We start from the raw sequence: 12,741 nt of genomic DNA on the forward strand, positions 1-12,741 counted from the left end.
AGTGTGCTCCCTCCCGTTCGCACGGCTACGGGCCGTCCGCCTCCCGTCGTGCGGCGGCGCGTCCGGTCGGCCCGCTACCCCGGCCGCCGCGCGCGACGCGCGTCACCGTAAACCGGTCCCGCCGACGCGACCCGGCGGGACGCGCTCCGCCGGACGGCAGGCGCGCCCGTCCGCGTATCGACTCCGCGGTTCGCGGCCTGCCGCCGCGACGTCATCCACCGGGGGCCGCCAGGCCGGCGCCGACGCGGTCCAGCATCGCGCGCACCGCGGCGATCCGGTCCGCCGCGGGCTGGTCGGTCCGCCAGTAGTGCACGCCGGTCCCGAGGGCGGTGACCGCGACGTTGATCATCAGCATGATCTCCGGCTCGGGCACATGGGGATGGCGTTCGAGCGCCCATGTGCGCAGGTCGGCCACCAGCCGCTGCGTCATCGGCCGGGCGGACCGGGAGAGGGTGGGCGAGTCCGCTTTGAGGCGCAGGTGCACGATGATCTGCGCCTCGAACTCGGCGAGGTAACCGAGGATGACCGCCACCAGTGAGTCCCACAGTGGCTCGTCCGCCGGCCGCTGTTCCAGTAGGCGGCGCTGGACCTCGGCCTCGTGCGCGTCGTAGGTGACGACGACGGCTTCTTTGCTTTCGAAGTAGTTGAAGAACGTCCCGCGTGCGACGTTGGCCGCGGCGGCGATCTCGTCGATGGTGACCGCGTCGAACCCGCGTTCCTCGAACAGGGCCAGGGCTGTGGCGCGGATCGTCCGCCAGGTCAGTGCCTTTTTGCTGGCTCGCAGTCCCACGTCGCGCGAGTCGCCGACTTCGGTGTGCACGCGGGAAGTATAGCCGTCACCACTGCAATCATGTACTGGGTACAAAATTGTACTCAGTGTAGGACGGCGCTAGGTTGTGCGGCGTGCGAACGACGGCGGAACGAGGCTGACGCACCGGGAGCACTTCAGCGGGCTGCTGGCCCGGCTGGTCAAGGAAGGACCGCGCGGGGGCGACGAGGGGTTCGCCGCCTTCAACCGGGCGCTGAAACGCCGCGTAGAGCGGTGACCGCCGTTCCGTCGCAGCGCTCGGGGCCGAGCGGCTCCCGGCGCCCACGAGCCGAGCGCATCCACCGTGCGGGCGCCGGTCACCTCGTCGGCGGGCGCCAATGGTGAGACCGCAGCGGGCGCGAGTCCGGAATCCGGCCACGTCCGGCCGCACCGCCACACGTCCGGCGGCACGAAGGGCGCCCCGGCCGATGGCCGGGGCGCCCGATCGGCCGGTCAGGTCAGCGCCGGCCGGTCCAGTGTCAGCACGGCCCGGTCGGCGTCCAGGACGGCCGGCACACCCAGCGGGACGGTGAGCTGACTCGGGCAGTGCCCGAACCCGAGCTCCCACACCACCGGAACGCCGAGCGGGGAGAGCCGCTCCAGCATCAGGTCGCGGATCACCTCCAGGTCCGGCGTGCAGTCCTGCCACGAACCGAGAGCGATGCCCGCCACCCCGCGCATCCAGCCGCTGCGCAGCAGCTGGGTGAGCATCCGGTCGATGCGCGACACGTCCTCACCGACGTCCTCCAGCAGCAGGATGCCGCCGGCCGCCGACGCCCGGCTGTGCGGGGTGGCCACCCCATCGTTCAGCAGGCTGAGGTTGCCGCCGATCGTGACGCCGCGCGCCCGGCCGGGCACCAGCGTGGTGGCACCCGGCGAGGTCAGCTCCAGCCGCGACTCCGGCTCGAACAGCGTGACGCGCAGCTCCGCCGGTGTCCGGGCGTCCTCCAGGAAATCCCGGCTGGCGATCACCGGACCGTGCACCGTGACCACGCCGAGCTCGGTCGCGAACGCCTCGTGCAGCGCGGTCACGTCGCTGTAGCCCACCAGCGCCTTGGGCCGCGCGCGGCGCATCGCGGTGAAGTCGAGCAGGTCGACGGTCCGGTGCGCGCCGTCGCCGCCGCGAGCGCACAGCACCGCCGCGACCTCCGGGTCCAGCCACGCGTCCTGAAGGTCGCGGGCCCGGTCCGCGTCGAGCCCGGCCAGATAGCCGAAGCGCGGATGCCGGTCGTGCACGTGCCGGCCCAGCACCACCTCCAGCCCCCAGCCGGCGATCACCTCGCACGCCGCCACCAGCCGTTCGGGCGTCGGCGGACTGCACGGGGCCACCACCGCCACCCGGTCGCCGGGCCGCAACCGCGGCGGCCGGGCGATCCGCGGGCTCGGGCCCGCGCCCGCGGTCACCGCCGCAGCTCCAGGGCCGGCGCATCCGTCTCGAACCCGAACACCTGGGCGTACAGCGACAGTTCGGCGTGCAGCGCGGCCACGATCGTGGCCTCCTGACGGAACCCGTGCTGCTCGCCCTCGAACGTCAGGTAGGCGTGCGGGACCCGCCCGGCGATGCGCTCCAGGAAGCGCTCGCACTGCACGGGCGGGCAGATCTCGTCCTCCAGCCCCTGCAGGAGGACGAACGGCGCGGTGATCCGCTCGGCGTGGTTGACCGGGGACCGCTCCTCGTAGCGCGCCCGTTCCCGGGGCCACGGGCCGACCAGGCTCTCCAGGTACTGCGACTCGAAGTCGTGCGTCTCCCCGGTCCGCCACCCGGCCAGGTCCAGGATCGGGTACTGGATGGTGCCGCACGCGAACACGTCCGTGAACGTCAGCGCAGCCGCCGTCGTCCAGCCGCCGGCACTGCCGCCCCTGATCGCCGTCCGAGCCGGGTCCGCGGTCCCCTCATCCGTCAGCGACCGCGCCACCGCAACCGAGTCGGCGACGTCCACCACGCCCCAGTTCTCCCGCAGCCGCTCCCGGTAGGCGCGGCCGTGCCCGGTGGAGCCACCGTAGTTGACCTCGGCCACCCCGATTCCACGGCTGGTGAAATAGGCGATCTCCAGATCGTGCACCATCGGCGCCCGGCTGGTCGGGCCGCCGTGCACGAAGATCACGAACGGCGGGGCCACGCCCTCCGGCCCGGTGACGGTCGGATGGTGCGGCAGGTACACGTTGGCGTGCACCTCCCGGCCGCCCTCGCCCCTGAACGTCCGGGCCTTCGGCCGCGGCAGGAAGTCGGCGAACGGCTCGTCGGGAAGGTCGCCGTCACGCGGCCGGGTCAGCGACCGCCACTCCCCGGTGACCGTGGAGACCGCCACGATCTCGGCCGGCAGCGTGGCGGCGGCGGCCACCCCGATCACCCAGGAATCCGCCGCACCCCCCGAGGTCAGCCGGCCGAACCACTCGGTGTGCGGGGTCGTGACGTCGGCGATCGCCCCGGAGTCGGGGGAGAGCACCCCCAGCGCGGTCGTCGCGCGGCCGTGCACCACCGCGATCCGGCCGTCGCGCAGCGGGCGCAGCCACGAGCTGCCCAGCTGCCACAGCGGCCCGCCGAACTCCTCCTCGCGCCGGGCCAGGTTGACCGGCGCCCGCTCGGCGCCGCCGTCGGCGGCGAAACCGATCTGGTGCGGGTTCCACCAGCCGTCGGGATCGGTGACGCAGTAGAGCGTGCCGTCCGCGCCCCACTCGGCCTGGACCACCGCTTCCCCCGGCCCGCCGGCCACGGTGCGGACCTCGCCGGCCCGGCCGTCGGCCGACAGGTCGCACACGTACAGCCGGGTGGAGTCCCACGGCATGTCGGGATGGTCCCAGCCGATCCAGGACAGCCGGTCTCCCGACGGCGAGACCCTCGGGCAGGCGAGGAACCGCTGCCCGGCGGCGACCCGGCGGATCGCCTCCGGCCGGTCCGCGCCCGAGCCGTCCAGCGGCACCGCGACGATGTCGCGCTCCACGTCCGTCGGGTTCGGGCCGAGATGCGTCTCCCGGACGCACCAGACCTCGTCGCGGCCCGGCGGCACGATGGGCTCCACGTACCGGACGCCCGCCCGGATCTCCGGCTCCGGCGTCAACGGGCGCACGGTGGGCGCCCCGCCCGAACCGGCCGGCGCCGCGTCGCGCAGCGGACCGGGCTCGCACCGGTAGAGGCGCTGGTCGGAGAACTCGCTGAACACCACGATCGGGCCGGCGTCCGGGGCCGCGCCGCGGACCAGGGCGTAGGGCCGGCCACCGTACTCGTGCACCCGGCTGCGCACGTTCCACGGTGCGGGCAGCACCGTCTCGGCCGGCAGCCCGGGCAGGTCCAATCGCGCCCGGCGCAGGGTCACCCGGCCCTTTTCCGCCGGGCGCGGCTCCGTCCACCACACCTCCTCACCGACAGCCGTGGGCCAGTTCGGCATGCCGTCGTGCCGTGCGACGGCGCCTGCGCCGATGGGGGACGGCCACGAGCCGTGCCTCAGGGGTCTCTTGCTCATCCGGGTCCTTCCTGTTCCTGGTCTCCCGATGGCGGGAGCGGGGGCGGATGGCGGACGGCCGCCGCCGACGGCGGCGGCACGATGAGAAGGGACGCCGGTCAGTCGACAGACGTCAAGAACCGGTCCAGCACGCGCACCCCGAACCGGAGCGCGTCCACCGGGACGCGCTCGTCGACGCCGTGAAAGAGCGTGCCGTGGTCGAGATCCGCGGGCAGCCGCAGCGGCGTGAACCCGTAGCCGGTGATGCCGAGCGCGGCGAACTGCTTGGCATCGGTCCCGCCGCTCAGGCAGACCGGCACCACATGGGCGCCGGGATCGTGCGCGAGCAGGGCCGAACGCATCGCGGCGAACGTCGGCGACTCCACCGGCGAGACGAGCGGATCGGAGCGGTGCTGGTACGCCCACTCCACGGCCGGTCCGGTGAGCTCGTCCAGGGTCTCCTCGAACTCCCGCGCCGCCCCCGGCAGCACCCGGCCGTCGATCCCGGCCGACGCCGACTCCGGGATCACGTTCACCTTGTACCCGGCGTCCAGCATGGTGGGGTTGGCGCTGTTGCGCACCGTGCCGGCGACCAGCCGGGACGTGGGATCCAGCCGCTCCAGCAGCGCGTCCAGGTCCCGCTCCGCGACGAAGCCGGGAGAGTCCAGGTCCACCTTCACACCCACGGCCGCGCCGATCTCGGTGATCGCCGCGCGGGTCACCGGGGTGAGCCGGATCGGCCAGCGGTGCTCGTGGATCCGCGCCACCGCGCCGGCCAGCGCACCGACCGCGTTGTCGGGATTACGCCGCGAGCCGTGCCCGGCCGTGCCGTGGGCGGTCAGCCGCAGCCACGCCGAGCCGCGCTCGCCCGCACCCACCGGGTACAGCCGCACCGGCCGCCCGGACACGGTCCGCGCGTGGTGCGTGTAGCCGCCCGACTCGCTGATGCCCTCGGTGCACCCCTCGAACTCGCCGGGGTGCTCGCGCACCAGCCACTCGGCTCCGTAGGCGGCGCTGTCCTCCTCGTCGGCGGTGAACGCCAGCACGATGTCGCGCTTCGGGCGGCGCCCGGTGCGGGCCCACGCCCGCACCAGGGCGAGCACCATCGCGTCGGCGTTCTTCATGTCGAGCGCGCCGCGCCCCCACACCATGCCGTCGCGGACCTCGCCGGAGAACGGCGGAACCCGCCAGTTGGCCGGGTCGGCCGGCACCACGTCGAGGTGGCCGTGGACGAGCAGGCCCGGCGCGGCCGGATCCGACCCGGGGACGCGCGCCACCACGTTGGCCCGGCCGGGGGCCGACTCCAGGATCCGCGGCGCCAGCCCGGCGTCGGCGAGCCGCTCGGCGACGTACTCGGCCGCCGGGCGCTCGCGGCAGTCGCCACCGCCGCGGTTGGTCGTGTCGATCCGGATGAGGTCGGAGGTGAAGCGCACGACCTCCTCGTCCGTGATCGCCCAGTCATCGCCGGAGGCGCCGGGCGCCGTGTCGTCCGTTCCCGGCCACGGAGGCGTGTCTCCCGTTCCCGGCCACGGAGGCGTTACGTCAGCCATAGTTGGATTCCACCGCGTTCGATATGAGGGTCATGACGGCCTTGAAGCAGCGGATCATCGCATAGGCGTCCCGCGCGGTGTAGCGGACGCGCCGTTCGGCGACCTGCCGGACACCCGGCACCAGCGCGGCGGCGCCGACCAGGTGCGCGGCGTCCACCTCGACCTCGACGGTGAGCGGGTCGTGGCGGACCGGATCGCGCCGTCCGGCCAGCGCCATGGCGGACTCGGCCGCGGCCCGGATGTCGGCCGAGGTGCGCGCGGGCGGGCGGCAGACGGCGGCGTACCGCGACACGTACTCCTTGACGGCGACGGTGCGGGCCTCGGGCGCGTAGCTCGCCGCGTCCTGGCAGGCGCGGTCGTCGCCGGTGACCAGGACGACCGGCGCCCCGTACTCGGCGACGACCCGGGAGTTCAGGTATCCCTCGCTGGCCGGCGTGCCGTCCAGCCACACGCCCGTGACCGAATTGGGCAGGTAGGTGTGGGCGAGCACGCCCTCGGCCCCCGCGCCGGCGTGGTACCCCAGGAACGCGACCCCGTCGACGTCCCCGCGCTGCACGCCCTCGACCATGCTGAGGTCCTTGTGCCGCCCGGTCAGCATGACGGCCCGCTCGTCCAGCCGCTCCAGCAGCAGGTTGCGCATGGTGGCGTGCGCCTCGTTGATCACCACCTCGGTGGCGCCGCCGGCGAGGAAGCCCGCCACGGCGGCGTTGACGTCTGAGGTGAACATCGCGCGGCAACGCTGCCACTGCTCGGTCCCCGGTTCGACATCGGCGGGCCAGGTGACCCCGGTCGCGCCCTCCATGTCGGCAGAGATGAGGATCTTCACGGGGCCCGACCCTATGCCTTCCGGCCAGTGCGGCGCACCTGTTCCGCTAGAGCCTGTTGCCGCCGTGTCTCGTGGGACTCGTGAGGCGACGGGGCGCGCGTTCCCGCGTGGACCTGGGGCTACGGCAGCGTGAGGATCTCCGCGCCGTCCTCGGTGATCACGAGGGTGTGCTCGAACTGGGCGGTGCGGCTGCGGTCGGCGGTGACGGCGGTCCAGCCGTCGTCCCACAGGTCGTAACCGATCCCGCCGAGCGTGATCATGGGCTCGATGGTGAACGTCATCCCCGGCACCATGACGGTGTCCGCGCGCGGGTCGTCATAGTGCGGCACGATGAGCCCGGAGTGGAACTCCGGCCCGACCCCGTGGCCGGTGAAGTCGCGGATCACCCCGTAGCCGAACCGCCGGGCGTAGGACTCGATGACCCGCCCGATGACGTTGATCTGCCGCCCCGGCCGGCAGGCCCGGATGCCGCGCATCGTCGCCTCGCGGGTGCGCTCGACCAGCAGCCGGGACTCCTCGTCCACGTTCCCGGCGAGGAAGGTGGCGTTGGTGTCGCCGTGCACGCCGTGGATGTAGGCGGTGATGTCGATGTTGATGATGTCGCCGTCGGAGATCACGGTGTCGTCGGGGATGCCGTGGCAGATGACCTCGTTCAGCGAGGAGCACAGCGACTTGGGGAAGCCCTTGTACCCGAGCGGGCTCGGGTAGGCGCCGTGGTCGCACAGGAACTCATGGCCGATGCGGTCGAGTTCGTCCGTGGTCACCCCCGGCCGGACGTGTCTGCCGACCTCCTCCAGAGCCTGGGCGGCGATGCGGCCCGCGATCCGCATGGCCTCGATGGTCTCCGCGCTCTGGACGTCACCGAGCACACCCTCGGTCGGCCGCTTCCGCCCGACGTACTCCGGCCGTTCGATGTGAGAGGGGACCGAACGTGGTGGCGACAGGCGCCCGGGAACCAGCGGAGTAGTCATGGAGACAGAGTGTAGCCAGCGCCGCGACCACGGCTGCCGGGCTGCGCGGGCGGGGGCCCTGCACAGGTGGGCGGCCGGCCGCCGGCGGGTAGGAGCCGGGTGGAACCGGCCGTTCCACCCGGCGGCCGGCGGCACTTGGCGCAGGAGGTAGCGAACGCATGAGTGACCGCGACGGCACCACCCCCGACGGCGACCACCGGTGGTGGTTCTGCCTGAAGCACAACCGTCCCGAGTACGGCCCCGGCTGCCCGAACAAGTACCGGCTCGGGCCCTACCCGGACGAGGCGGCGGCCGGCGACGCGCTGGCCACCGTTGCCCGGCGCAACGAGCGGTGGGACGAGCAGGACGAAGAGGACTGAACCGGCAGAGGGCCGCGGCCACGAACACCCACCGGCCGGCCGGCCAACGACGGCCAACGCCCTACGCCAGAAGCCGCACCCCGCCGGAGCGAGCAGCCGAACACGGCCAACGGCACGGCATGGTCCGGCCTTCTCGCTTTCCTCCGCCGTCGGCGGTTTCGGGCGCTCGGCGGCTCGCCGCTCGGTGTTTGTGGTCGCGCTCGCCTTCTCGCTTCCCTTCGCCGCCGACGCGGTGGGCCTTCGGCCGTTGGCGTCGGCGGTTTCGGGCGCTCGGCGGCTCGCCGCTCGGTGTTTGTGGTCGCGCTCGCCTTCTCGCTTCCCTTCGCCGCCGACGCGAGAGGGCTTCGCCAGGGGACGTCGGCGGCTCCGGGCGCTCGGCGGCTCGCCGCTCGGTGTTTGTGGTCGCGCTCGCCTTCTCGCTTCCCTTCGCCGCCGACGCGAGAGGGCTTCGGCGATGGCGTCGGCGGCTCCGGACGCTCGGCGGCTCGCCGCTCTGGTCAGTCCAGGATCCGCGGGCCGCTCACCACGTCGAGGAACCGGTGGATGCGGTCGCGCAGGCTCTGGCGTGGTCGTCGTTCCCCGGGCATGCCGGCGGCGCTGCTCACCAGATGCTGGACCCCCTCGAACGACAGCGGCGCACGGGCGGGGTCGAGGCTGATCGCGTCGTGCGCGAGGGAGGCCAGCTCCGGATCGCCCTGGTCCAGGGCGAGGATGGTCGCCCCGGTGCGCCGTGCGTCGTCCACCCGCTCCAGCAGCGGGACGGGCGCCTCCTGCTCTGGGCTGACCACGAACAGCGTCTCGCCGCGCCGTGCCTCGGCGAGCCGGTCCAGGCCGATCCGCAGGTGCGCGGGGGCGTCGGGCGCGGGATTCCAGCGCAGCAGGGTGGGGGAGAGCTGCGGCAGCCCGGCGTAACGGCTCTCGTCGGCGAGGTGCGCCGCCAGATGCCAGGGCTCGTCCTCGGGGGTGCCCACGAGCAGCAGCCCGCCGGCCTCACGGGTGTCGCGCAGGGCGCGGGCGAACTCCTCGGTGCGTTCCAGCCAGGGGGTGGCGACGAGGAGCTCGCGGAGTCTCGCTACGTGCTCGGCTTCCACGCACCCCATGGTGCCGTACCCGGCCGGTCGCGCGCAGTGATGTCGCGCAAACCGTTTCCCGTTCGCGTCCCGGCCTTCGGCCGGTACGGGGGCGGGCCGGCACGCGCCGCCGGCGTGCGGCTGGAATGATGCGGAGCATGGCAGACCAGAAAACACCGCACGACACCCCGGACGTGTCCGGACTGCGGATCGCGGTCCTGGGCGGCACCGGCGACCAGGGGCGCGGCCTGGCCCGGCGGTTCGCCCTCGCCGGGCACGAGGTGGTCATCGGCTCCCGGAGCGCCGAACGCGCCCAGGCCGCCGCCGCGGACCTGGGCGAGGGTCTCCCGGTGACGGGGCTCGACAACGCCGCCGCGGCCGAGCAGGGGGACGTCGTCATCGTCGCCGTGCCCTGGGACGGCCACCGCGACCTGCTCGTCGCGCTCGCCGACCGGCTGGCCGGCAAGATCGTGGTCGACTGCGTCAACCCGCTGGGCTTCGACAAGCGGGGCGCCTACGCGCTGGCCGTGCCCGAGGGCAGCGCCGCGCAGCAGGCGGCGGCCGTCCTCCCCGACAGCCGGGTGGTGGCCGCCTTCCACCATGTGTCGGCGGTCGTGCTCCTCGACCCGGAGGTCGCGGAGGTCGACCTCGACGTTCTCGTCCTCGGCGACGACCGTGCGGCCACCGACACCGTCCGCGCCCTGGCCGCCCGCATCCCGGGCGTCCGCGGCATCTACGGCGGTCGCCTGCGCAACGCCCACCAGATCGAGGCGTTCACCGCGAACCTCATCTCCATCAACCGCCGGTACAAGGCGCACGCGGGGCTGCGGATCACGGACGTCTGACCCCGGGGGCCGAATGCGGCCGTCGGCTCGGCCGTCGGCCGCTCATCGCAGGGAGCGGCCGGCCCGGGTGTCCAGGTACACCACGTCCAGTTCCCGGCCGGCCCGCGGTTCCACTAACGGAGTGAGCGACGTCAATCCCACCGGCAGGCCGCGCCGGCCCCGCCGGTGACGGTGGCCGTTGCCGGCCGCCCACGCCAGTTCGCCGGCGGCGTCCCGGAACACCGGCCGGCTGCCGGCCAGGAACAGCGTCTCCGCGTGCGCCGCAGGCAGCAGCCGGTCCCGGAAGTCGGCGTGCGTCCACCGCTCTGCGGTGAGCCGCACGTGCTGCCAGCGGTGCTCGTCGGTGTCGACGGTGATCGGGCGCCCGGTGCCCAGCCGGCGGCGCAGCTCCGGCCACGCCGAACGCCGCAGCCCCAGGGAATGGTGCACCAGCACCAGGTCGAGGGCGTTCGCGGCGAACGCCCAGTCGGCCAGCTTCCGGTTCTGCCGCAGCGGGACGTAGAGCACGCTGAAGCGGGATCGGGCGGCGAGCGCGAACAGCGCAGCCAGCCGTGCGAGCCCGTCCTGGTCGCCGACCAGCGGGGTCCAGCGCCCGACGACGTCGGCGAGCACGGTCTGTTCGAGGGGGGACCGCGGCTGGAGCACCCGGTGGACGCGGCCGTCCAGCCGGGGGCGGTGTTCACGGAGCCGCAGGCGCATCCGGTTTCCTGAGGAGCGCGCATCGGCGGGGCGCCCGTCCCCCGCGGCCCGATGGCCGGGAGGCCGTGCTGCGGGTGCGCGGCGCTACAACCATCCGGCCACCTTCTCGACCAGCCGCACCGGGTCGTCGGCCACCGGGGTCACGTCGAGGTGGGTGACGCCCGCGGCGCGGAACGCCTCGACGCGTTCCCGGACGTAGCCCTCCGGGCCGACCAGGTTGGTCAGCTCCACCATCTCCTGCGGGACGGCCGCCGCGGCCTCCTCCTTGCGGCCGGCCAGGTAGAGGTCCTGGATCCGTTCGGCGGCCTCCTCGTAGCCGTACCGGCGGGCCAGCGCGTTGTAGAAGTTGCGGCCCTTCGCGCCCATTCCGCCCACGTACAGCGCGATCTTCGGGCGGGCGAGGTCGAGCAGCCGCCGGGTCCGCTCGCCCTCGCCGATCGCGAGCATGCCGCCGGCCGAGATCGCCAGCGGGCCGAGAGCCGGGTCGCGGCGGGCGCGGCCGGCCGCCAGCGCGGCGCCCCACACCAGGTCGGCCTTCTCCGGGATGAAGAGGCCCGGCAGCCACCCGTCGGCGATCTCGGCGGTCATCTCGACGTTCTTCTCGCCGAGCGAGGCGACGTAGATGGGGATGCGCGGCCGGACGGGGTGGTTGATGATCTTCAAGGGCTTGCCGAGGCCGGTGCCCTGGCCGGCGGGCAGTGGAAGAGTGAAGACGGCGCCCTCGTGGGTGAGCGGTTCGGCGCGGGCCCACACCTTGCGGCAGATCTCGACCACCTCGCGGGTGCGGGCGAGCGGCCGGGTGTAGGGGACGCCGTGCCACCCCTCGATGACCTGCGGGCCGCTCGCGCCGAGGCCGATGACGGCACGGCCACCGGAGAGGTGGTCCAGTCCGGCGGCGGTCTGCGCGATCAGGGTGGGGGTGCGCGTGTACACGGGCAGGATTCCCGCGCCGATGTTCACCCGCTCCGTCCGTGCGGCCAGATAACCCATCAGGGTGGGGCTGTCGAACCCGTACGCCTCGGCGACCCAGACCGTGTCGAGGCCCGCCTTCTCCAGTTCCACGACCTGGTCCACCGACCGTTTCGGATCGCCCGCGTAGTCCATCGGCATGGAGATGCGCATGTCGGTCGCCTTCCCAGTCGCCCGGCTCCGGAATCGCCTCATATTACCGTTGAGTAGCATCCGGGTTCGAGGGCTCCGCGCACACGCGACCGCCCCGGTGGCGGGCCACCGGGGCGGTCGGCCGAGCATCGGCTCAGCTGTAGGAATGCTCCGGGTCCGGGAACGCTCCCGACACGACCTCTTCGGCGTAGCTGCGCGCGGCTTCGGTCAGCGTGCCGGCGAGGTCGGCGTAGGTCTTGACGAACTTCGCCACCCGGGGGCTCAGCCCGGCCATGTCCTGCCAGACCAGGACCTGCGCGTCGGTGCCGGAGCCCGCGCCGATCCCGATGGTGGGGATGCCGACCTCGGCGGTGACCCGGCTGGCGAGTTCGGCCGGTACACATTCCAGGACCAGCGAGAACGCCCCGGCCCGCTCCAGCTCCTTGGCGTCGGCGAGCAGCGCCGCCGCGGCCTCCCCGCGCCCCTGCACCCGGTAGCCGCCGAGCGTGTGCACCGATTGCGGGGTGAGACCGAGGTGGCCCATGACCGGGATCCCCGCCGCCACCAGCGCCTCCACCTGCGCGGCGACCCGGGTACCGCCCTCCAGCTTGACCGCCTGGGCGCCGCCCTCCTTCATGAGCCGGGCCGCGGAGTCCAGCGCCTGCGCCGGCGACGCCTGGTAGGAGCCGAACGGCAGGTCCGCGACGACGAGCGCGCGCCGCGTGGCGCGGGCGACCGCGGCCGTGAGCGGCACGAGGTCGTCAACGGTGACGGGGATGGTGGAGTCGTGGCCGTAGACGACCATGGCGGCCGAGTCGCCGACGAGCAGGACCGGGATGCCCGCCTCGTCGAAGACGCGGGCGGTCAGGGCGTCGTACGCCGTCAGCATCGGCCAGCGCTCACCGCGCTCCTTGGCCAGGGCGATGTCGCGGACGGTCACCCGCCGGGTCGATGTTCCGCCGTACAACGCGAGGGAGCCGGCCTGGGCGGCTGCGGAGCGTGGGGCGGACGTGGTGGTGCTCATGTGCGTTTCCTCCGTCGTCTCGAAGCGCCGAACGGCGTCCCCGGACGT

At 73.7% G+C, this 12,741-nt stretch carries 13 protein-coding genes; 3 read left to right on the forward strand and 10 right to left on the reverse strand.

The annotated features are described in order from the left end of the window. Positions 1-211: 211 nt before the first annotated feature. The gene (locus ACFQRF_RS23545; RefSeq protein ID WP_379873356.1) at positions 212-820 is read right to left on the reverse strand and encodes a TetR family transcriptional regulator; all 609 of its coding nucleotides are present in this window, start codon (positions 818-820) and stop codon (positions 212-214) included. A gap of 76 nt (positions 821-896) precedes the next feature. On the opposite strand from ACFQRF_RS23545, the gene ACFQRF_RS23550 reads away from it, so the two are divergent. Further along, a complete protein-coding gene (locus ACFQRF_RS23550) occupies positions 897-1,046 on the forward strand; it encodes a hypothetical protein (RefSeq protein ID WP_379873357.1) in 150 nt (49 codons plus the stop codon). A gap of 215 nt (positions 1,047-1,261) precedes the next feature. Here the strand turns inward: ACFQRF_RS23550 and ACFQRF_RS23555 are convergent, their stop codons facing one another. The 5 genes from ACFQRF_RS23555 to map all read right to left on the reverse strand — a co-directional run bounded on the left by ACFQRF_RS23555 (position 1,262) and on the right by map (position 7,595). After that, positions 1,262-2,212: a S66 peptidase family protein gene (locus tag ACFQRF_RS23555; RefSeq protein WP_379873358.1), complete on the reverse strand. Its 951-nt coding sequence runs from the start codon at positions 2,210-2,212 to the stop codon at positions 1,262-1,264. Continuing rightward, a complete protein-coding gene (locus ACFQRF_RS23560) occupies positions 2,209-4,269 on the reverse strand; it encodes a prolyl oligopeptidase family serine peptidase (protein ID WP_379873359.1) in 2,061 nt (686 codons plus the stop codon). The genes ACFQRF_RS23555 and ACFQRF_RS23560 overlap by 4 nt, the downstream gene beginning before the upstream one ends. A 98-nt stretch (positions 4,270-4,367) precedes the next feature. After that, complete coding sequence (locus ACFQRF_RS23565; protein WP_379873360.1) at positions 4,368-5,798, reverse strand: M20/M25/M40 family metallo-hydrolase; 1,431 nt, start codon at positions 5,796-5,798, stop codon at positions 4,368-4,370. Next, the gene (locus ACFQRF_RS23570; RefSeq protein WP_379873361.1) at positions 5,791-6,624 is read right to left on the reverse strand and encodes a M55 family metallopeptidase; all 834 of its coding nucleotides are present in this window, start codon (positions 6,622-6,624) and stop codon (positions 5,791-5,793) included. The genes ACFQRF_RS23565 and ACFQRF_RS23570 overlap by 8 nt, the downstream gene beginning before the upstream one ends. Before the next feature lie 119 nt (positions 6,625-6,743). Next, entirely contained in the window at positions 6,744-7,595 is an 852-nt protein-coding gene (map, locus tag ACFQRF_RS23575) for a type I methionyl aminopeptidase (RefSeq protein ID WP_379873362.1), read from the reverse strand. Between the two features lie 158 nt (positions 7,596-7,753). Between map and ACFQRF_RS23580 the strand changes: the two genes are divergently transcribed. Beyond that, the gene (locus ACFQRF_RS23580; RefSeq protein ID WP_379873363.1) at positions 7,754-7,954 is read left to right on the forward strand and encodes a hypothetical protein; all 201 of its coding nucleotides are present in this window, start codon (positions 7,754-7,756) and stop codon (positions 7,952-7,954) included. Between the two features lie 497 nt (positions 7,955-8,451). On the opposite strand, the gene ACFQRF_RS23585 is transcribed toward ACFQRF_RS23580, so the two are convergent. Next, positions 8,452-9,054: a hypothetical protein gene (locus ACFQRF_RS23585; protein ID WP_379873364.1), complete on the reverse strand. Its 603-nt coding sequence runs from the start codon at positions 9,052-9,054 to the stop codon at positions 8,452-8,454. Positions 9,055-9,182: 128 nt separating this feature from the next. On the opposite strand from ACFQRF_RS23585, the gene npdG reads away from it, so the two are divergent. After that, positions 9,183-9,869: an NADPH-dependent F420 reductase gene (gene npdG / locus ACFQRF_RS23590; RefSeq protein WP_379873365.1), complete on the forward strand. Its 687-nt coding sequence runs from the start codon at positions 9,183-9,185 to the stop codon at positions 9,867-9,869. 42 nt (positions 9,870-9,911) lie between these two features. Here npdG and ACFQRF_RS23595 read toward each other — a convergent pair whose 3' ends face one another. From ACFQRF_RS23595 to panB, 3 genes are all read right to left on the reverse strand, one after another. Continuing rightward, entirely contained in the window at positions 9,912-10,568 is a 657-nt protein-coding gene (locus ACFQRF_RS23595; RefSeq protein WP_379873366.1) for a hypothetical protein, read from the reverse strand. 84 nt (positions 10,569-10,652) lie between these two features. Next, positions 10,653-11,690 (reverse strand): LLM class F420-dependent oxidoreductase, encoded by a 1,038-nt coding sequence (locus ACFQRF_RS23600; RefSeq protein WP_379873367.1) that lies wholly within the window; start codon positions 11,688-11,690, stop codon positions 10,653-10,655. Between the two features lie 133 nt (positions 11,691-11,823). After that, positions 11,824-12,693 carry a 3-methyl-2-oxobutanoate hydroxymethyltransferase gene (gene panB, locus ACFQRF_RS23605; RefSeq protein ID WP_379873368.1) on the reverse strand — a complete coding sequence of 290 codons (870 nt, stop codon included), beginning with the start codon at positions 12,691-12,693 and terminating at the stop codon, positions 11,824-11,826. Positions 12,694-12,741: the final 48 nt, after the last annotated feature.

The sequence above is a fragment of the Marinactinospora rubrisoli genome (genome assembly GCF_042664915.1).
In the GTDB taxonomy this organism is placed as follows: Bacteria; Actinomycetota; Actinomycetes; order Streptosporangiales; family Streptosporangiaceae; genus Marinitenerispora; species Marinitenerispora rubrisoli.

Coding starts and splice junctions, on each gene's coding strand:
- ACFQRF_RS23595 (WP_379873366.1), bottom strand. CDS start 10,568: ATGCGCCTGCGGCTCCGTGAACACCGCCCCCGGCTGGACGGCCGCGTC.
- panB (WP_379873368.1), bottom strand. CDS start 12,693: ATGAGCACCACCACGTCCGCCCCACGCTCCGCAGCCGCCCAGGCCGGC.
- npdG (WP_379873365.1), top strand. CDS start 9,183: ATGGCAGACCAGAAAACACCGCACGACACCCCGGACGTGTCCGGACTG.
- ACFQRF_RS23600 (WP_379873367.1), bottom strand. CDS start 11,690: ATGCGCATCTCCATGCCGATGGACTACGCGGGCGATCCGAAACGGTCG.
- ACFQRF_RS23560 (WP_379873359.1), bottom strand. CDS start 4,269: ATGAGCAAGAGACCCCTGAGGCACGGCTCGTGGCCGTCCCCCATCGGC.
- ACFQRF_RS23585 (WP_379873364.1), bottom strand. CDS start 9,054: ATGGGGTGCGTGGAAGCCGAGCACGTAGCGAGACTCCGCGAGCTCCTC.
- ACFQRF_RS23580 (WP_379873363.1), top strand. CDS start 7,754: ATGAGTGACCGCGACGGCACCACCCCCGACGGCGACCACCGGTGGTGG.
- map (WP_379873362.1), bottom strand. CDS start 7,595: ATGACTACTCCGCTGGTTCCCGGGCGCCTGTCGCCACCACGTTCGGTC.
- ACFQRF_RS23565 (WP_379873360.1), bottom strand. CDS start 5,798: ATGGCTGACGTAACGCCTCCGTGGCCGGGAACGGGAGACACGCCTCCG.